The 19,707-nt window shown below is 56.1% G+C and carries 15 protein-coding genes; 4 read left to right on the top strand and 11 right to left on the bottom strand.

Annotated elements, in window-relative coordinates; translation table 11 throughout:
- Nucleotides 1-18 precede the first annotated feature (18 nt).
- The 3 genes from AC6IY8_RS09840 to dnaK all read right to left on the bottom strand — a co-directional run bounded on the left by AC6IY8_RS09840 (nucleotide 19) and on the right by dnaK (nucleotide 3,515).
- Nucleotides 19-1,077: a DnaJ C-terminal domain-containing protein gene (locus AC6IY8_RS09840; protein ID WP_497774261.1), complete on the bottom strand. Its 1,059-nt coding sequence runs from the start codon at nucleotides 1,075-1,077 to the stop codon at nucleotides 19-21.
- Nucleotides 1,078-1,311: 234 nt separating this feature from the next.
- Nucleotides 1,312-1,494, bottom strand: coding sequence for a hypothetical protein (locus AC6IY8_RS09835; protein WP_497774260.1), 183 nt, complete (start codon nucleotides 1,492-1,494; stop codon nucleotides 1,312-1,314).
- A 107-nt stretch (nucleotides 1,495-1,601) separates the two neighbouring features.
- Nucleotides 1,602-3,515, bottom strand: coding sequence for a molecular chaperone DnaK (gene dnaK, locus AC6IY8_RS09830; RefSeq protein WP_497774259.1), 1,914 nt, complete (start codon nucleotides 3,513-3,515; stop codon nucleotides 1,602-1,604).
- Between the two features lie 442 nt (nucleotides 3,516-3,957).
- Between dnaK and AC6IY8_RS09825 the strand changes: the two genes are divergently transcribed.
- The gene (locus AC6IY8_RS09825) at nucleotides 3,958-4,386 is read left to right on the top strand and encodes a hypothetical protein (protein ID WP_497774258.1); all 429 of its coding nucleotides are present in this window, start codon (nucleotides 3,958-3,960) and stop codon (nucleotides 4,384-4,386) included.
- A gap of 172 nt (nucleotides 4,387-4,558) precedes the next feature.
- On the opposite strand, the gene AC6IY8_RS09820 is transcribed toward AC6IY8_RS09825, so the two are convergent.
- Nucleotides 4,559-5,290 (bottom strand): ferredoxin--NADP reductase, encoded by a 732-nt coding sequence (locus AC6IY8_RS09820; protein WP_497774257.1) that lies wholly within the window; start codon nucleotides 5,288-5,290, stop codon nucleotides 4,559-4,561.
- A gap of 174 nt (nucleotides 5,291-5,464) precedes the next feature.
- Here AC6IY8_RS09820 and AC6IY8_RS09815 point away from each other — a divergent pair, with 174 nt between their 5' ends.
- On the top strand, nucleotides 5,465-7,141 hold the full coding sequence (locus AC6IY8_RS09815; RefSeq protein ID WP_497774256.1) for a SpoIIE family protein phosphatase: 1,677 nt from the start codon (nucleotides 5,465-5,467) through the stop codon (nucleotides 7,139-7,141).
- A 48-nt stretch (nucleotides 7,142-7,189) separates the two neighbouring features.
- Here the strand turns inward: AC6IY8_RS09815 and AC6IY8_RS09810 are convergent, their stop codons facing one another.
- A complete protein-coding gene (locus AC6IY8_RS09810) occupies nucleotides 7,190-10,057 on the bottom strand; it encodes an FAD-binding and (Fe-S)-binding domain-containing protein (RefSeq protein WP_497774255.1) in 2,868 nt (955 codons plus the stop codon).
- A gap of 121 nt (nucleotides 10,058-10,178) precedes the next feature.
- Here AC6IY8_RS09810 and AC6IY8_RS09805 point away from each other — a divergent pair, with 121 nt between their 5' ends.
- Together AC6IY8_RS09805 and galE are read left to right on the top strand one after the other, a co-directional pair.
- Nucleotides 10,179-11,915, top strand: a complete 1,737-nt coding sequence (locus tag AC6IY8_RS09805) for an alpha/beta hydrolase (RefSeq protein WP_497774254.1) — start codon at nucleotides 10,179-10,181, stop codon at nucleotides 11,913-11,915.
- Between the two features lie 22 nt (nucleotides 11,916-11,937).
- Nucleotides 11,938-12,918, top strand: a complete 981-nt coding sequence (galE, locus tag AC6IY8_RS09800) for a UDP-glucose 4-epimerase GalE (RefSeq protein ID WP_497774253.1) — start codon at nucleotides 11,938-11,940, stop codon at nucleotides 12,916-12,918.
- A gap of 1 nt (nucleotide 12,919) precedes the next feature.
- Here galE and AC6IY8_RS09795 read toward each other — a convergent pair whose 3' ends face one another.
- The 6 genes from AC6IY8_RS09795 to AC6IY8_RS09770 all read right to left on the bottom strand — a co-directional run bounded on the left by AC6IY8_RS09795 (nucleotide 12,920) and on the right by AC6IY8_RS09770 (nucleotide 19,703).
- The gene (locus tag AC6IY8_RS09795; RefSeq protein ID WP_497774252.1) at nucleotides 12,920-13,423 is read right to left on the bottom strand and encodes a DUF6982 domain-containing protein; all 504 of its coding nucleotides are present in this window, start codon (nucleotides 13,421-13,423) and stop codon (nucleotides 12,920-12,922) included.
- Nucleotides 13,424-13,430: 7 nt separating this feature from the next.
- Complete coding sequence (locus tag AC6IY8_RS09790) at nucleotides 13,431-14,885, bottom strand: sigma-54-dependent transcriptional regulator (protein ID WP_497774251.1); 1,455 nt, start codon at nucleotides 14,883-14,885, stop codon at nucleotides 13,431-13,433.
- Between the two features lie 337 nt (nucleotides 14,886-15,222).
- Nucleotides 15,223-16,428, bottom strand: a complete 1,206-nt coding sequence (locus AC6IY8_RS09785; RefSeq protein WP_497774250.1) for a DegT/DnrJ/EryC1/StrS family aminotransferase — start codon at nucleotides 16,426-16,428, stop codon at nucleotides 15,223-15,225.
- Entirely contained in the window at nucleotides 16,425-16,919 is a 495-nt protein-coding gene (locus AC6IY8_RS09780; protein ID WP_497774249.1) for an acyltransferase, read from the bottom strand. Before AC6IY8_RS09780 ends, AC6IY8_RS09785 begins: the two co-directional genes overlap by 4 nt.
- Nucleotides 16,916-18,061 (bottom strand): Gfo/Idh/MocA family protein, encoded by a 1,146-nt coding sequence (locus AC6IY8_RS09775; protein WP_497774248.1) that lies wholly within the window; start codon nucleotides 18,059-18,061, stop codon nucleotides 16,916-16,918. The genes AC6IY8_RS09780 and AC6IY8_RS09775 overlap by 4 nt, the downstream gene beginning before the upstream one ends.
- 196 nt (nucleotides 18,062-18,257) lie before the next feature.
- A complete protein-coding gene (locus AC6IY8_RS09770) occupies nucleotides 18,258-19,703 on the bottom strand; it encodes a hypothetical protein (protein WP_497774247.1) in 1,446 nt (481 codons plus the stop codon).
- Between the last annotated feature and the right edge of the window lie 4 nt (nucleotides 19,704-19,707).

Genomic DNA, 19,707 nt, shown 5'->3' with positions numbered 1-19,707 from the left:
ACTGCCTATGTTCCTCAACTAGATCTTGCTCCACAACTCCGCGCGCGGATTGTCGGGATGCATCTTCTCCAGCTTCTGCCAGAGTTCCTTGGCTTCCACGTTTGGTATTTCGGGCACGACGATGCGGATCTTCACGATCTGATCGCCGGTGACGCCGGGCTTGGTGGCAGAGGGCACGCCCTTCTCGCGCATGCGCAGCTTCTGTCCACTCTGCGTGCCAGGAGGAATGCGCAGCATGGTGCGTCCATCGATGGTCGGCACCTCGACCTTCGCGCCGAGCGCGGCTTCCCATGGAAGAATGGGCACCGTGATGTGGATGTCATCGGCATCGCGATGAAATACGGGGTGCTCACCAATTTGCACGATGATGTAGAGATCGCCCGGAGGGCCTCCCCGGATCCCGGGATTTCCTTTGCCTGCGAGGCGGATGCGCTGTCCGTCGCGCGTGCCGGGCTTGATGCGGAACGACACTGGCTCGGGAGTCATGCGGCCCATGGACGACGGGCGCTGTATGTTCAGCTTCATTTCGCCGCCGCGAATGGCTTCCCAGAAGGGCACCTGAACCTTGTATTCGACATCGCTGCCGGCAGTCTCAGCGGGTTCCTGGGCTACGCCACCGCCGCCAAAGATGCCGGAGAAAATGTCACGGAAACTGGCTCCTCCGCGTCCGCCCTGTTGGGCTCCGCCGAAGTCAAAATCGCGGAAGTCGAACTCGGTGTGCTGGCCACCCTGGTTGTATCCGCCGAACGGATTGCCGCCTGCGCCATACGGGTTCCCGCCACCGAAGGGATTTCCGCCACGAGCGCCAGCATTGGCGTAGGCTTCGGCGGTCTTAGGGTCGATATTGTCGGAATAGAACCCGAGCTGGTCGTAAATCTTGCGCTTCTTGGGGTCGCTGAGAATGTCGTTGGCTTCGGAGAGTTCCTTGAACTTCTCTTCAGCTTTCTTGTCGCCCGGATTCACATCGGGATGATATTTGCGCGCAAGCTTACGGAAAGCTTTGCGCACGTCATCAGCCGTGGCCGTCTTTTTCAATCCGAGAGTGGCGTAATAATCTTTTTTGTCTGTTGCGGCCATTGTTGTTGTTCTCGCTCGTCTCCCTGAACCTGTTGCAGTCCAGCATACTTGTGCCCGGCATAAGCACCAAAGAGTTTCTTTCTGCCGGATTGCTTCCCTTTGTATATCGACTGAACTCGAGCGTAGGCTCAGAGCTCTTTTACTCCAAAATGAATGCCCCTGCCATTACGCTCACCTTGCAGGCGGCTGCCGGCAGGGGCAGTCTCTAAAACCGTAGATCGAAATCGGGGGATCCTAATTCATACGGGTTGCGCTGCCACTGGACTGATTTGGCTTCGCCGGCCCAGTCAGCAGCGTGCCGTCGTGGTAAATCTCCACTGACTCGATTCCATCACGAGAGGGCGTGAGCAAGAACCACTGCGCCTCGCTGGTGTCGAACGTCAGAAAGTACGGGATGCCGTTGACTTCGAAATTCATGTGTCCCCCTATGCGGGCCAGCTCAAAAGATAGCTGCCCGTTTTGCAAAGCGGCCAAAGCGACTGTCCGCTCCGGCCGCGAATGTTTCCCGCCGCTCTTTTGGCGAGTTACTTCTTATCCTCCACATCCACATACTCAGCATCGATCACGCCATCATCCTTCTTCTGCTCCGACTTTGGTTGCTCAGCTTGCTGAGCTCCCGCGGCTTCGGCATTCGGCGGAGTGGCCTTGTACATCGCTTCCGCTAATTTGTGAGATGCTGCCTGCAGGCGATCGCGTGCGACCTGCATCTGCTTATGGTCACCGCTCTCGAGCGCCTTCTTGGCATCGCCGACCGCGTTCTCGACCTCACCACGCTCGCCGCCGGATATCTTGTCGCCATTCTCCTTCAACATCTTCTCGACCTGATACACCATGGCATCAAGCTGATTACGCGTTTCAACTTCCTCGCGCTTGGCTTTGTCCTCGGCGGAGTGCGCGTCGGCTTCCTTGGCCATGCGATCGATCTCTTCCTTGCTGAGACCACTGGAGGAAGTGATGACGATCTTCTGATCCTTGCCGGTCGCGGTGTCCTTGGCCGTGACATTGAGGATGCCATTGGCGTCGATATCGAACGTTACCTCGATCTGAGGCACGCCGCGAGGCGCCATCGGAATGCCGGACAGATGGAACTTGCCCAGCGTACGGTTCTGTGCGGCCATGGGACGCTCGCCCTGAAGAACGTGAATCTCTACCGAGGTCTGATTGTCAGCCGCGGTTGAGAAGACCTCGCTCTTGCGGGTCGGAATCGTCGTGTTGCGCGGAATCATGACGGTCGCCACGCCACCATAGGTTTCGATGGAGAGCGAGAGCGGAGTCACGTCGAGCAGCAGCAGGTCCTTTACCTCGCCCTGCAGCACGCCGCCCTGAATGGCAGCACCGACGGCTACGACTTCGTCCGGGTTCACGCCACGATGCGGCTCCTTGCCAAAGAACTCCTTTACACGCTGCTGGATCATCGGCATACGAGTCTGGCCGCCGACGAGCACGACTTCATCGATCTTGCTTGCGTCGATGCCAGCGTCCTTCAAAGCCTGTTGACAAGGCTGGATGGACTTGTCGATCAGGTCGCGCACCATCTCTTCAAGCTTGGCGCGGGTGAGCGTCTTGACCAGGTGCTTCGGACCGGAAGCATCTGCCGTGATGAACGGCAGATTGATCTCGGTCTGCATGGTCGTGGACAGCTCGATCTTGGCGCGCTCAGCGGCGTCGCGCAGACGCTGCATGGCCATTTCATTGCCCTTGCTGCGCAGGTCGAGGCCGTATTCCTTGCGGAACTCATCGGCCAGCCAGCCAACGACGCGCTGGTCAATGTTGTCGCCGCCCAGGTGGGTGTCACCATTGGTGGACTTCACCTCGATGACGCCTTCGCCGACTTCCAGAATCGAGATATCGAAGGTGCCGCCGCCGAAGTCGTACACGGCGATGGTCTCGTCCTTCTTCTTATCGAGTCCGTAGGCCAGTGCGGCAGCCGTGGGCTCGTTGATAATGCGCTTCACGTCGAGACCGGCAATCTTGCCTGCGTCCTTGGTGGCCTGGCGCTGCGAGTCATTGAAGTAAGCCGGAACGGTGATCACGGCTTCGGTGACAGGCTCGCCAAGGTAGTTCTCTGCGGCTTTCTTCAGCTTCTGCAGGATCATGGCCGAGATCTGGGGAGGCGTGTATTCCTTGCCCTGAGCCTCGATGGCCACGTGGTCGCCGGACTGCACGACTTTGTAGGGCACCATCTTCATTTCTTCGCTGACTTCGTCGTAGCGGCGCCCCATAAAGCGCTTGATGGAAAAGACGGTGTTCTCCGGATTCGTAATTGCCTGATTCTTGGCGACTTGGCCGACAGGACGTTCCCCGTTCTTGGTGAAACCGACCACCGATGGGGTAGTCCGGCCACCTTCTTCATTGGGAATGACCTTCGGTTCGCCGCCTTCCATAACGGCTACGACCGAGTTGGTAGTTCCCAGATCAATGCCGATAATCTTTGCCATTGTTGTTCATTGCCTCCTGCGGTAAATCGCGAAAATTGTTGAGGTTGGCACTTCCACAGGAGTACCGAACCCGACAAAGCGCCCTTCTGGACGCCAACTCAGACCTAATATGGTTGCGATGATAGAACCTGAGTCACTTACTGTCAACTTAATAGATGAAGTCTAGTGTCTGCAGGATGCAGTAAGAAAGGGAATCTTCACCGGAAGCAAAACAGGGATCACGCGAGCCAGAGTCGGAGCAATTCGGCGGCAGGCGCCAATGGAAAGTTGTTCTCGATGTACAACGTAATGCTTGCCGAACCGAGCAAGGCGAGCTTTTCCGGGTTGAATTTCGGAAAACGGAACGTGCTTGCATTCATGCACTTAGGGCTTGAGTGTGGCCCTGTGGCGCCGGCCTGAGATTAGGAACGTAAATTGCATTCATTCGGGGCGAGGAGAAAGAATGCCGAGCAAACTTCAGGAATTTACGGCACCGGTAGTTGGGCTGGGCGTACTCGACGAAGAGCATTCAGAGATCCAGCGCAGGTACACGGAACTGAATCACGCGATACTGTATGCCTGCGATCTGCTGCAGATCCGCTTGGCGTCAAAGAAGCTTGTCGAGATGATCCTGCTTCATCTGGAGCACGAACAGGAGTTCCTAATGAAGATGTCCTATCCTTTGCTGGAAGATCATTGCGAGGCAGAGCTGGGTATGATGGCAGAGATGTTCAAGATAGAGCTGGATCTTAGCCGAAACGACCTCTCGGCGCCGCTGAGGCTCCGGAACTTGTGCAGAGAATGGCTACATGAGCACCTGAACATGGAAGACGCAGAATTGCAGTTTGCGGTGATGGCGTCTGGAACTCTCCCTGGAGTGATGCAGGGATAAAACCAATCTCAAGACTTTTGTTCGGTAGCCGAATATTGGCTACTCGGATGCGGCGACCTCCTCCCTCCTTGAGGTCGCCGCATTTCGTTTTGGTCGGAATTTGTCAGGCAAGAAAACTAACTCGCGCTCTGGGCAATGAAGTAGGCCGCTGATCGCACGCCATCCATGCACCCTAATCGTAACGCTCGTAGATGACGCGTTTCTTGTCCCATCCACATTCTTCAACGAGCAGGGCGCGGACGGCGGAGACCATGTCGTTGAGGCCGCAGATGTACACATGCATGTCTTTGCGATCTCCGACGATGTGGCGGACGTGTTGCTGAACATAACCTCGGGCACCGGTCCAGCTCTCAGGGCCACGGCTGAGCGTGGCGACGTAGTGGAAATTCGGCTGTTCGGCCGCGAGTTGCTCGAATTCCTGCTGGTAATAGATGTCCGTCGGGTAGCGCGTACCGTAAACCAGCCAAATGTGGCGGCCATTGTGGCGTTGCTCCCCGGTTCCATCAACCCCGAAAAGATGCTGAACCATGCTGCGGAAGGGGGCGACGCCGGTGCCAGTGGCAACGAGGATCATGTCCTGAACTTCGGGCTTGAGAATGAACAATCCGTGCGGGCCGTGGAAATGAGCGACGTCACCCACGACGCGGTCGCAGAGGAAGTTGGACATGAATCCTTCATCGACGCGATTGAGGCAGAGATCGAAGGTATTGTTCTTGCGGGGAGGCGAGGCGATGGAGTAGGCGCGAGTGACAAACTTTTCGCCGCGCGGCTCGCGGACAGAGATGAACTGTCCGGCGATGAAAGGGAATTCAGAGACTTCTTCGATTTCGAACTCCAAATGCTTGGTCTTTTCCGAAAGGAGTTCGGAGCGGGTGAGCCGGGCGGTGAGCAGGGTGTGTTCCATGTTCTTCCTTCGACGCCCTAATGTACACACTATTTCGAAGCAGAGCAAAATCCGAGGCGCGGAAGTCACTGCGGCCGAGAAAAGTTACGCCAGAAGCATCGGAACCGTGGAGAGTCCGCCTGCATCCAAGCATTCACAAGGATGAGTGTAGGCCGGTAACTTGGAGGTATGTCGATGACCAGTGCCTCAGTTGGGGAATCGCCGGAGGCTGAATTACTCATAGTCTTCGACGGGACGCAATCGCATGTTGCACTGACCAAGCCCGTGGTCACGATTGGAAGACGAGCAGATCGCGATGTGGTGATCGCTGAGCCGCACGTATCCCGCAGCCATGCCCAAATTGAACGCCGCGATTCGGAGTATTACCTCGTTGATCTAGGCAGCAGCCACGGCACGTTCGTCAACGGACATGCGATTCAGCAGCATTGCCTGCATAGCGGCGACCGGATTGAGCTGGGCACAATGGGAGGGAATTACCTCGTCTTCAAGGACTCCCGGCAGCCCATGACGGATCGCCCGGTGGCCGACCCTCGCGGCGAGATGCTTTCGATGATCATGTCGCGGCAGACGTCTTCGGATAAGCCCGGAGAACTGCACTTGCTGAGCATGTTCATCGAGGGAGCGCGCGCGCTGAATAACTCCTCGGTTCTGAGCGAAGTGTTATCGACGCTGGTGGAGGCTTCGCTGCGGTTGACGAAGGCGGAGCGGGGATTTGTGTTCCTGTGTAAAGAAGACGGCACGCTTACGTTGGCCGCGGGCAGGACGGAACGCGGCGATGTTTTGACGGAGGCAAAGGGAATTTCGCAGTCAGTGTTGCACGAGGTAATTGCATCGGCCTCGGAATTTGTCCTGAGCATGGGTGACCCGGGGATGACCGGGCGCGAGAGCATCATTGCACATGATCTGCGCAGCATTGTTTGTATTCCACTGAGAAAATCGCAGTTCCGGGGACCGGGATGCGTGGCGACAGGCGCGATGGGAGTGCTGTATCTCGACAGTCGAATCGAAAAAGGCAAGCTCCCGGATGTGAGTCATGAGCTGATTCGCGCGATTGCGCACGAGGCTGCGGCGCTGGTTGAGAATGCCTACCTTGTGAAATCAGAGCAGGAGGCGCTGGCATATCAGCGGGAACTGGCGATTGCTTCGAGCATTCAGCGCAGCTTGATGGAAGTGAAGATTCCGTCATTGCCATTTGCCGAGGTGGAGGCGCGGAATATCTCGTGCAAGGAGATCGGTGGCGACTTCTATGACGTGATCAAGCTTGAGGATTGCGTCGCGGTGGTGGTGGCCGATGTGTCGGGGAAAGGAATCTCGGCGGCACTGCTGGCGTCAGTGCTGCAAGGCGCAATTTATCCGTTGCTGCGGCAGGGACTGCAACTGGAGCAGATTGCCGAAGGCTTGAACCTCTATGTGTACAACAAGATCGTTGGCCAGAAGTACGCGACGCTGGTGATGATGAAGTTGTACGAGGACGGCGTGGTGGAGTACATCAATTGCGGGCATGTGAAGCCGCTGCTGTACTCACGTGGGACGATTCGAGCATTAGATAACGAGAACCTGCCGGTTGGGCTGCTGGCTCCTGTGACCTTTACCAGCGGACGGGCGCAGTTGCGCGATGGGGATCGCGTGCTGCTGTTCACCGATGGCGTGGTTGAAGCAGAAAATCAGAATGGAGATTTCCTGGGGAACGACGGACTGGAAGCAGCGTTGAACTCGGAATTCTCATTAAGCAAACTGTTTGCGGCAGTGCATGAGTATCGCGAGACGGCACCGCTCTCCGATGACTGCACGGCTCTGTACCTGCGCTACGGCAGGCGTGCTGAAAACTCTCTGACGGAATCTGCAGCATAGAGCGAGGCGGTCCGGGTTGGACCGCCTCAATCTAGTTTATGTCACGGTCTATGCGCGCGTGACTTTCTCCAGCAAATACATATAGGAGCGGTAGATCTCGCCGGTCGAGCGAGTCATGCCTATCTCGCACGTTCGGCTGCTGGAATAGCAGCCATCGTGCTGGTGCGCTTTTACTTCAGCAGCCTCGGGCGTGGTTGCCGAAGCAGTGAGCTCGGGGAACATGAATCCACGGTCTCCAGCAAAGCCGCAGCATCCCGCGTTGGGCGGAGTAAAGACGCTCGCACTGCACTGGCGGGCGATGCCTTCGAGTTTGGGCGTGAGATTCATCTTGATGGCAGAGCATACGGGATGCAGCGCTACCGATGTTTCCGGCCGAAGCACCTTCAGGTTGGGGAGAACGAGATCGTGCATGAACTCGATGCTGTCGATGATCTTGAGACGATCGAATCGCTTCTGGTTCTCCGGCGTGAGGTGTTCGCGCGCGTGCACAAGGCCGTAGGTGCAAGGGCTGGTGTCCACCATAATCGGCAGACGGCCTTCGCTCGACCAGCGCCAGAGGTTTTCAATGGTGCGGTTGAGCATCATGTCGCAAGCCTCATCGAACCCTTTCGATGAATAGGGAGTGCCGCAACAGTTTCCAGCCACGTCCTCGGGAATCCAGAGATGAACGCCAGCCCGTTCGGCGACCGCAATGGTCGCCTGCATGAGCGAGCTGTCGCTAGGTTCGCCAGGCAAGCGTCCCATGGTGCGCGAGATGCATGCAGGGAAGTACACGGCCTGGGCGATCATGCGATTGGTGCGCGGGAGTCCGCCACGAACAGCATGCGGCATATCGGGAGTCCACACAGGCATGTTGGGGCCGATGACTTTGCGCAACAGTCCGGTGATCAGACGCATGCCACGAAGTCCGATGATGCGTTGGGCGAAGTGCGCGGCGCGGAGCCCGAGGCGAATGGCGGACTCGAGCAGAGAGAAGTTATTTACCGTGAAGCGGGCAATACGCTTGGAAGTAGGCGAATTGCGCAGCGAACGGAAACGCTTCGTGAGCTTTCCGGTGTCGATGCTGACCGGGCAAGTGGTGGCACACATGCCATCGGCGGCGCAAGTATCGAGCACCATGTAAGGAAAGTCGCGCTCGAGCAGAGTGAGAAATTCGCCGCCGCCTAGTTGCTCCTGCCGCTTCATTTCGCGGCGCACCACAATGCGCTGGCGCGGGGTGGTGGTGAGATCGCGGCTGGGGCAGCGAGGCTCGCAGTAGCCGCACTCGATGCACTTGTCGATCTCGGGTTCGACGCTGGGCAAACTCTTCAAATCGTGAATGTGAGCTTGCGGGTCATCATTGATGATGACGCCGGGATTGAGCAGTCCTGTGGGGTCGGCGAGGGACTTTACCTTGCGCATAATCTCGTAGGCTTCGGCTCCCCACTCGGTTTGGACAAACGGAGCCATGTTGCGTCCGGTGCCGTGCTCGGCTTTGAGCGCACCGTCGTAGCGGTTGACGACGAGTTCGACTACATCATCGATGAAGCGCGAGTACTGATCGATGACGCGCTGATCGTTGAACGACTGCGTGATGACGAAGTGCAGATTGCCGTCCTTCGCATGGCCGAAGATGATGGCGTTGTCGTATTCGTGGCGGTGGAAGAGTGCGGTGAGGTCGTGGGCGGCGTGGGCGAGGTGCTCGATAGGGAAGGCGACGTCTTCGATGATGACTGTCGTGCCGCTCTTGCGCACGGAGCCGACGGAGGGGAACATGCCTGCGCGGATCTTCCAGAGCATGGCCTGCGCTGCGGGAGCGTGAGTGAACTGCGCAGGTTCGAGCAGTTTGAGGCGCGATGTGGATTCGGTTGCCAAGGCTTCGAGTTCTGTGCGACCGGATTCTGCGGCGGACTGGAACTCGACCAGCAAACCGGCCGCATTTGCATCGAGCATCTTGAGTATGGAGGGAACACCAGGCTGGTTTTCAACCGAACGCAGCGAGGCGCGATCCATGATCTCCAGGGCTTTCGCGCCAGCCTGACGCAAAGGCACGATGGAGTCGGAGGCGGCGTAGAGATCGGGGAAGAGAAGAAGGCCGGTGTACTTCACCGGCAAATCGGGGACGGTGTTCAACACTGCTTCAGAGATGAACGCCAGTGTGCCTTCGGCTCCGATGAGGAGGTGAGCGAAGACATCGACGGAGCGGTCAAAATCGAGAAATGCATTGATGCCGTAGCCTGTCGTGTTCTTCATTCGATACTTGCGGCGAATGCGGTCGGCGAGCGCTGGCTCACTCTCTATGCGTGCTTTGAGATCGAAGATGCCGCTGGCGAGCGCGGGTTCAAGGCTGCGGAATCTTTCTTCGGCATCCGGCCAAGCAGTGTCGATCACGTTGCCGGAGGGTAGGACGAATCGCAAAGACGCCAAGGTGTGATACGCGTTTTGATCGACACCGCAGCACATGCCGCTGGAGTTGTTGGAGAGAATGCCTCCGAGGGTGCAGGTTGCGATGGATGCGGGATCGGGGCCTATCTTGGCGCCGTAGGGAAGCAGAACTCGGTTGGCATGGTTGCCAATAACGCCGGGGCGGACGCGAATGCGCCCGCCGTTGTCGAGCACCTCGACATCGCGGAATCCGCGAGTGACCTCGACCAGAAGACCGTCAGAGATGGACTGCCCCGATAAGCTGGTGCCAGCGGCTCGGAAGGTTATGGGGATTCCGTGATCGTGGCTGAATTGGAAGAGGTTTGCGACTTCCTGCTCATTTGCAGCTTGCACCACCGCCTTTGGAATAAGGCGATAGAAGCTGGCGTCGGAAGCGTACGCGATCAGGTCGAGTGGACGCGTCAAAATCCGGCGTTCATCGACGATCCTGGAAAGCAATGAGACGAGCTGGTCTGAAGAGTGGGCGGTAGGTGCCACTGCGCTTACTGCCATGTTGTTCGCTCCAAGGCGACCACAAGAAGATGCGGACGCTTACCCGTTGAGGTACTGTACTACAACTACGAAGTACGGGGAACTTGGCAACCGAATCGATTCTCAGGAGTTAAACTATCGCATGATCTTGAGCTCACGTTTTGTCGTTCGCAGCCTCTGCTTGTTGCTCCTGGCGACGCTTGGTTTTGGCTCGCTCTGGGCGCAATCGAACTCTCCAAAGTTTGCAATCAGCTTCTCGGGAGTAAATGAGCCACTCGACGGACGCTTGTATCTTCTGCTTTCGACCGATCCCAGTGACGAGCCCAGAAACCAGATTGATGACACGCCGAAATCGCAGGTTATTTTCGGCGTGGATGTGGAGGGGATGAAGGCTGGGCAGGCAGTAGTGATGGATGAGCGTGCGGACGGTTATCCGGTAAGAAGTTTGCGCGAATTGCCCAAGGGCGAGTATTACGTACAGGCCTTGCTGCATCGGTATGAGACGTTCCATCGCGCGGACGGGAAGACCGTGAAGTTACCGATGGACCGCGGCGAGGGGCAGCATTGGAACCTGGCTCCCGGAAACCTCTACAGCAAGCCGCGAAAGATTGTTGTTGGCGCGGACCCTGCGCCGGTGCAAGTGGTAATGGATCAGGTGATTCCGCCGATACCGGAGCCGAAGGACACAAAGTATGTTCGACATATTCGGATTCAGAGCAAATTGCTAACAAAGTTCTGGGGCAGGTCGATGTTTTTGTCGGCGATGGTTCTGGTGCCGGAGGGTTTTGATGAGCATCAGGAGGCGCACTATCCGTTATTCATTTCGCACGACCATTTTGTGAGCGAGTTCAGTGACTTCAGGACGGAGCCACCGGATGCAAATCTGAAGCCGGATTATAGCGAGCGTTTTCGTATCTCTGGCTATAACAGGATTCAGCAGGAAGAATCGTACAAGAACTATCAGCAGTGGATTTCGAAAGGCTTCCCGCGCTTCCTCGTAGTTAAGATCCAACATGCGAATCCTTATTACGATGATTCTTATGCAGTGAACTCGGCCAATGTAGGGCCGTATGGTGACGCAATTGAAACGGAACTGATCCCGGCAATCGAGAAGAAGTTCCGCGCTATCGGGCAAAGCTGGGCCCGGTTCATGTATGGAGGATCGACGGGTGGATGGGAATCACTTGCGGTGCAGATATTCTACCCCGATCGCTACAACGGAGCATTCGCTGCATGCCCTGATCCAGTCGACTTCCGGGCTTACGAGGTCATTGATCTCTATAACGATAAGAACGCTTTCTACATTGAGGGAGCGCACAAGCGAGTGGCGCAGCCAGCAATGCGCGATTACCTTGGCCACACGACACTGACTCTGGAAGAGAACAACGCCTACGAGCTAGCGCTGGGAAGTCATGGACGCTCGGGCGAGCAGTTCGATATATGGCAAGCGGTTTACTCGCCAGTTGGCGAGGATGGTTATCCAAAGCAAATCTTCGATAAGCGCACAGGGGTGATCGATCACGCAGTGGCGGAATACTGGCGCGAGCACTATGACCTGCGCGCCATTCTCGAGAAGAACTGGACGACGCTGGGACCGAAGCTTCGCGGCAAGCTGTACATCTACTGCGGAAGTGCGGATACTTATTTTCTGAATGACGCGGTGTATCTGATGGAAGACTTTCTCAAGTCCACTTCCAATCCTGCATACGAAGGCGAAGTGAAATATGGCGATCGCGCGGAACACTGCTGGAATGGAGATCCGACGCGCCCCAACTACATTACTCGTCTGCATTACAACACAATGTACCTGGACAAAATACTGGATCGAATCGCAAAGACCGCTCCGGCGGGAGCAGACCTGACGAGCTGGCGATATTAATTCTGGGGAAGGAACGTTACAGATGAAAGTTTTCGTTTCCGGCGGCGCCGGATACATTGGCAGCGTAGTTGTGTCTCAACTCGTTGCTGAAGGCCACGAAGTCGTGGTGTATGACAACCTGAGCAAAGGGCATCGCGAATCGGTGCCGGCAAAAGCCGCGCTTGTTACGGGTGACATTGGTGACAGCGTGGCGTTGAACGCTGCGTTCTCGAAGTATCAGCCCGAGGCCGTGATGCACTTTGCGGCGTGGATCGAGGCTGGAGAATCGATGCGCGATCCGGCAAAGTTTTTCCGCAACAACACGGCGAACGCGCTCACGTTGCTGGAGGCGGCTCTCGCGCATAAAGTCCGAAGCTTTGTGTTCTCTTCGACAGCGGCACTGTATGGCAATCCTGAAAGCACTCCGATAAGAGAGACAGACAGGTTGCAGCCGACAAACGCTTACGGTGAATCTAAGCTGCTGGTAGAGAGAATGCTGGACTGGTTTCATCGGGTGTATGGGCTCTCCTACGCCAGCTTGCGGTATTTCAATGCAGCGGGCGCGACCGAGACCTTAGGCGAACAGCATGATCCGGAAACGCATTTGATCCCGATTATCTTGCAGGTGGCGAGTGGCAAGCGCGAACGAGTAAGTATCTTTGGCGATGACTATGACACGCAGGATGGAACTTGCGTGCGCGACTACATTCACGTCTCGGACCTGGCGAGCGCGCACCTGCTGGCACTCGGTGCACTGCAGTCGCGAACAGAACCCACGAAGCTCATTTACAACCTGGGAAATGGGCATGGGTTCAGCGTGAAGGAAGTGATCGAATGTGCGCGACAAGTGACAGGCCACGCGATTCCGGCAGTGGTGGAACCCCGCAGGGCGGGAGATCCAGCTACGCTTGTGGCCAGCTCAGAAAAGATCAGGGCCGAGCTTGGATGGAAGCCCAGCTATCCGAATCTCGAAGAAATCGTTCGTAGTGCCTGGAGTTATTTGAACAGGAAGGTGACCGCTTGATTTACTCGTCCTGCATCATGCTGAAACCCAGCACGCGATAGCTTACGATGGCGCTCTTATTAACGTAGATGAGCAGGTTATTTGTGTCAGGGCTTGAGGGGTAGAGAAAAAAGCCTTCATCTTTGAGATGGTCGAGGGAGTTGCGAACGCATCCCTCGACTACCTCGCCATCTCTAAACCCGATCTCAACCCAGATGTCCTGAATCTCGGGACCGCTCGAATAGAAGCGCACGACTTCCCGCTCGCGATCGCCTTGGAACGAACTTACGAAGAAGACCGCTTTCACCTGAGACCAATCCATTGCGGGCAGGGAATCGTCTTCAGGCAAATAGTGCTTGCTTAACTCCTGGTGAAAGCAGGAGTGCAGGTCGAGCGCGAGCGTTCGGAGGTCGGCAGGGGTGTCCGCGCAGAAGTAGCCCTTGGCGACGCTTCCATCCTGTCGTGTGATCACGACCTTATATCGGCTGCGGACTGAATCGGGTGACGCGACAGTCTGATTCGTCATCGTTTATTCATCTTTCACCGACTGCCTTTGCACGCTGTTCTGCTTCCTGGTTCGGCGTAAGGCCATACTGCCTGATCTTGTACAGCAAGGCCTTGTAGCTGATCTTCAATTCGCTGGCGGCTTGCTTCCGATTCCAGTGATTGCGCCTGAGAGCTTCGCCCATGGCTTCGGTCTCGGCTTCGTTCATTGCACTGCGAGCCAGTTTCTTGAGGCCACCAACGCTGTCAAAAGCGCTCGTCTTTTGCTGCGGGACAGCGACCGAGGTGCGGTTGCCGCGGGCATTCCTCAACTCTGCGAGGATGTGCTTCTCGTCGCCGAGTACAAGGAAGCGTTTCACCGAGTTTTCTAACTCACGCAGGTTCCCCGGCCAATCGTGCTCCATGTAAGCCTCAAGCAACTCCTGCGACATCGTGAGAGGTTGCCGTGCATACTTGGCGGAGAGTTTCCGCATGAAGTGCCTAATCATGATCGGAATTTCTTCCTTGCGCTCACGAAGAGGCGGCATGTGTATTGAGAAGCCGTTCAGGCGATAGAAAAGATCCTCGCGGAAGGTCTTGGCAGCAATCGCCGAGTTCATATCAATGTTCGTCGCGGCAATGACTCGAACATCGACCTTGATCGACGTGCGACCGCCGAGGCGCGAGAAGGTTCCGTCCTGCAAGACCTGCAGTAGTTTCGACTGCAACGGTGGCGGCATTTCACCAATCTCATCGAGAAGGATCATGCCCATGTTGCAGATTTCAAACTTGCCGGGCTTGGAACGCACGGCTCCGGTAAAGGCACCCTGCTCATAGCCGAATAACTCGCTTTCCAGCAGGTCGGCGGGCATGGCCGCGCAATTAACCTTGAGGAAAGTGCGATGGGAGCGGGGCGACATCTTATGGATGTACTGCGCAATGATCTCTTTACCTGTGCCGCTCTCTCCCATGATCAAGACCGGGAGATCGACCCTGGCGAGGATGGCACACTGTCCGCGGATTTCATTCATGCGCGGGCTGGCGCAGACGAAAGAGTTGTCGTTCAGCAACTGAGTCTCGTGAGCTTCGACTCGTACCTCATCTCCCTCGATCAAAGTTAAGAAGCGATGGACCGAAGCCTTGAGCGCTTTGAGATCGAATGGCAGTTGAAAGTAATCCGAGGCTCCGGTCTTCATCGCCTTTACTACGAGACGCGAGTCGTGGAAGCACGAGAACACGATGATGGGCACGGTCGGGAGTGCCTGGCGAAGTCTTGTAAGTTGCTGAAGTGCGAGGGGGCCGAAAACCTGCAACAGAATTCCGTCGGGCAAGAAACCCTTCTCGATTCGCGCGAGGGCCTGGTCCGGTGGAAGTAACATGACTTGCAGACCGTCGCGCACGAACACATCGCGCAGGTAGGACGGAACCGTGGATTCACTCCCGATAATTAAAAGATGACGTCCAGAGGAAGTTGACGTCAGCTCTTTACATTTGTTCGACGGCATTTGCGAAAAGCCTTTAGGCGTTATAACAGCCTCAACACTCACGGTTTCGGTTATCAGCCATCCAGAGCCACATAGATAGCTGGATATCACAGACGGCTGTCCGGTGTTACATCATTCGGGGGAGTATAAGTTCTTGCCTTGCTTTTGGGTCCTGAACTGTATTCCAGAGTAGTTATGATGTCAATGCCATACCGAAGGATGCAAGCAACAGCAGCTTTCAAATGTTTTCTGAACGAACGAGGGCGAATCAGAGATGGTGTCTGATTCGCCCGTCAAACTTATTGATCTGCTTCACTCTAGAGGCCCAGAGACTTACGTGTTCGGCCTGACAAATGCCTCAGCTAGCGACGGAAAGTTGCTGTCGTTGCTCTGTTGCTTTCGCTACTTCTTCGGCCACCCGCTGCTGATCCTCGGCCTTGATCTGGGGGAACATCGGCAAGGAGAGAATCTCCGACGCGAGAGCCTCGGTGACGGGGAGATCCCCCTTCTCATACCCGAGATCGGAATACGCAATCTGCAAGTGCACCGGGACAGGGTAATGAATCCCGGTGCCGATCTCCGCCTTGGTAAGTTGTGCCTGCACGTGGTCGCGGTTCTGTACTCGCACAACGTATAAATGATAGACGGGCTTGGAGTCGTTCGGCACGAAGGGCGTGACGACGCCACGAACTGAACTAAACAGGTCATCGTAACGCTTAGCAGCGGCTCGGCGTTGTTCGCTCCAGAGTGGAAGGTGTTTGAGCTTGACGGAGAGGAAGCCGGCCTGAATTGCATCCATACGACCGTTGTAGCCTACGATGTCGTGGTAATACTTGCTTGCCTGTCCATGATCGCGAAGCATCCGGATCTGGCGGGCGATCACGGGGTCGCAAGTCGTGACCGCGCCTGCCTCGCCGCAAGCGCCAAGGTTCTTGCCAGGATAAAAGCTGAACGCTCCGGCAATACCCACAGAACCGGCTTTCATCCAGCGGTTCTGTGTGCTGGAGAAGTATTCCGCTCCATGTGCCTGGCAAGCATCCTCAAACAGCATGAGCTTGAACTCGCGGGCGATTTCGCCAATGGCATCCAGATCGGCCATTTGCCCGAAAAGGTGTACGGGAAGAACAGCCGTGATCGGAGTGCCCGTGCGACGTCCGAGGCGACGCCCGGAGGCGGCATCAATAGCGCACACTTCCAGGTAGGCACGGAGTTCGGTCGGGCTCATGTTGTAGGTCTGTTCATCCACGTCGATGAACTCAGGGAAGGCTCCCGCTTGCGTAATGGCCTCGGCAGTGGCAATAAACGTATTTGCTACTGTGAGGACGGTGTCACCGGGCTTCACGCCTCCGGCGATTAACGCAAACAGTAATGCGTCGGTTCCGCTGGCTACACCGGCGCACTCGGTGGCACCGGAGAACGCTGCGAAGTGACTTTCGAAGTCCTGCAGTGTCCGCCCGCCGATGAAGGCAGCGGAATGCAAAGCGGCACGAACCACCTCTAACAACTCGGACTCAAGCTCAACATGCGGTGTTACCAAATCTAAAAACGGGATCGACGTGTTCATTTTGCGGCGGCCTCGGCGGTTTGATAACGCAATACCTTCGCTGGATTACCTGCCACGATGGAGTAAGCGGGGACGTCTTTCGTGACAACGCTACCCGCGCCGACAATGGCATGTTCGCCGATCGTGACCTTGGAGAGAATGGTGGAACCAGAACCGATCGAGGCACCGAATTTTACGAGCGTCGGTTCGACGACCCAGTCTTGCTCCGTCTGCAACTCGCCACCGGGCGTTGTGGCCCGCGGATAAGAATCGTTGACGAAGGTGACGCCATGCCCGATGAAAACGCCGTCTTCAATTGTCACTCCTTCACACACGAAGGTGTGGCTCGATATTTTGCAGTTGCTACCAACGGTGGCGTTCTTCTGGATCTCGACGAACGTGCCAATTTTTGTACCGTTACCGACGGTGCATCCGTATAGATTGACGAAGTTCGCGATGCGAACATTGGAGCCGAGTTTCACGTCAGGAGCGATGCTTACCAGTTCACTCATAGAGAGATCTGAGCTCCTCGATTGCGCAGCGATTCGTCCGAGGCTTGCAGTACCTTCACGACTCGCAGTCCGGCATGGCCATCGTTGATAGGCGTCTTATCCTGAAGAATGCACTCGTTGAAATATCCGAGTTCCAACTTAAGCGCTTCTGTGGCTTCGATCTGCGGAGCCCACATGTCTCCTGAACGATAGCCGACAAGCAGGTCATATACGCCTTCACGCGTATTCATGCGAACGCCACGGTCGTAAACTTTGATCTTCTCGTCGGACTCGAGGTCGTTCCACATCAACATCTTCTTATCGCCGCCGACGAGTGTCGTGCGCACCTTCACAGGCGAGAGCCAATTGACGTTGACGTGTGCGATGAGCTTGTCGGGGTAATAGACGGTGATGAACGCCACATCCTCGACACTATTGACGTGCTTCTGCCCGGTCGCGACGACCCCCTCAGGCTTGCTGGACAAAAGGTAGTCCATGATGGACAAATCGTGAGGCGCGAGATCCCAAATGACGTTCACATCATGCTGGAAGAGTCCGAGATTCACCCGCATGGTGTCGTAATAGTAGAGAGAACCCAATTCTCCGGCATCGATCAGTTGCTTGATCTTGCGAACGGCTCCTGTGAACAGGAACGTGTGGTCCACCATGATCTTCAGGTTCTTACGTTCGGCGAGTTCGATGAGTTGCTCGGCCTGTTCCGATGTTGAGGTGAACGGCTTCTCGACGAACACATGCTTCCCATGTTCGAGCGCGGCTTTTGCCAACTCGAAATGTGTCCACACGGGAGTGACTACTGCGACGATGTCAACGTCGGGAGACCGCAGGACCTGCAGAGGATCGGAGGTCACCTCCATACCCGGGAAGGCCCGGGCGACCTTGCCCAGAGCTTCCGGACGACGATCGCAAACAACGGAAACCTGCGACTCTTCCTGGGTGTGGAAGTTTCGAACGATGTTAGGTCCCCAGTAGCCATAGCCGATCACCCCGACCGAGAGGGCTTTCTTTTCTGCGCGCCTTTGCAGAGGCAATATTTCGGTGTTGACCAGGAAAGGACCGATGGGCTTCTGCACGGCAATGTCGGCGACCTGCGGGGTCGTCTCAACAATGCGAAGGGCAGAAGCCGAACCGTTAGACTTCTCCATGTATCCTCCAATAACGATTGCGGTGACGAATGCTCGACTGAGGTTCTCCGCTCTTGTGAGCAGTGCAATTAACCTGCCAGATGACCCTCAAGGGGGCGTTCTCTACTCTCACAGAACCTTCGCTGTTCATCACCGCACGCCGGGCGGTTCTGCAAATTACTGCGCTTTCGGGAAAGCAATTCACTTCCTTCGGGGGTTAATCGACTCTTATCGGTTTATAGGTCCACGCAAGCCCGATGCCGAAGACATTGCGGAAGCCACTGTAGGCGCATATGGTCCCGGAACAACTTGAGGGTGTGGCCTGATGCTGCATGTCGTAAGAGAGAAATAGGTTGGCATAGCGGCCTATGTTGCGGCTAAATGCGACGTCCAGAAACTGGGAATCGAAAGCTTGCGAAAAACTGAGTTGCTGATTGCGGGATATCCCACCGGAAAAAGAGACAGAGGATATTCGCGAAATGGCGTAACTGCCTCCGCCTTGCCCTGATGTTGTGGTGACTCCATTCAATACACCCGCGCCGCCTGTGACTGTGCGCATTGCCTGAGCACTCAAGTTGACGCGACCAACTCTATAGGAGAATGTCGCGCGCCCCTGCCAGCCCACATTTCTATCGCTGGCGAATTGTGAGATCTGAGGTCCCGCACCGAGTTCCAGACTGCTGCGCCCAGAGATTCTCCTTGCGTATAGAAAGGAGAAATACTCGGTTGAGAGTGAAGGAAGAGAGTTGGAGTATCCAAATCGTGTGTACACAGCTTCGACCGCAACCGAGTCGCGCGATGTCAAAGTTCGGTTGTATCCGGCGACGACGGAACCCTGTTTAATGTTCGTCAACTGGCTGGAATTGAAGTGCAGGATGCCAAAAGAGCCGGCAAGGGTGGCAGTGCTGCGCGAACTGAGATGGGAGTCGAACTCAACAAGGGTTGTGTTCGTGACTCTTCCGACGCGTCCGGTGTAGATGCTCTGATCTGGCAGCAGATCTGTGCGTAAGGAATTCGATGAAAGTTGAAGGTTGGGAAGTACCCACTGATTGGCGACGTCTGCAATTATTCCCAATCCTTCCAATCCAGTCGCTCCGAATTCCGATCCTTGCGAGTACTGCGCCTGGTCGGCAATCAGCAGGTCCCAGCGCCTGGTTGAAATCTTTTTGGAGCCCACAAAACTATGTAGATTGGTGAACTGGCTGTATCCTGGAGCACGCCGGTTCGAGTCATAGCTCATTGCGCCGAAATATCGAAGCTCTCCACTTCTTCCAAGAGTCTGAAACCAGCGCACGTCACCACCAAACTCAGCGAAACTTTGGGAGTTGCCACTTCCACTAAGCAACAAGGGATTGGAATCAATCGTCTCTGAGATGCGCAGGGATGGAATGATGAAACTACGGCGTGGGCCCCATGTTCCGATCCCCAATGTCTGACCTCCTGAAAGAGGGCGCTCATCGGGAGTGACCTGGATATCGATGGAGTCGGCTTGGACGGGGGCCGGAAGTCCCTGCGGTGTGGGGGTGGGTCCACTTTGAGTCTGCGGTACGGAGGTGGGTGTACTCTGAGCCTGCGGCGCGCTGGGCGTCACACTCTGAGCCTGCATTGTTACACAGACACCCACACACAGGATCACGAGCTTTCCTAACTTTCTAAATTTCACGGTG

The sequence above is a fragment of the Koromonas soli genome (genome assembly GCF_059726265.1).
The sequence above is the reverse complement of the archived record's forward strand: the minus strand, read 5'-3'. Positions and strand labels throughout refer to the sequence as shown.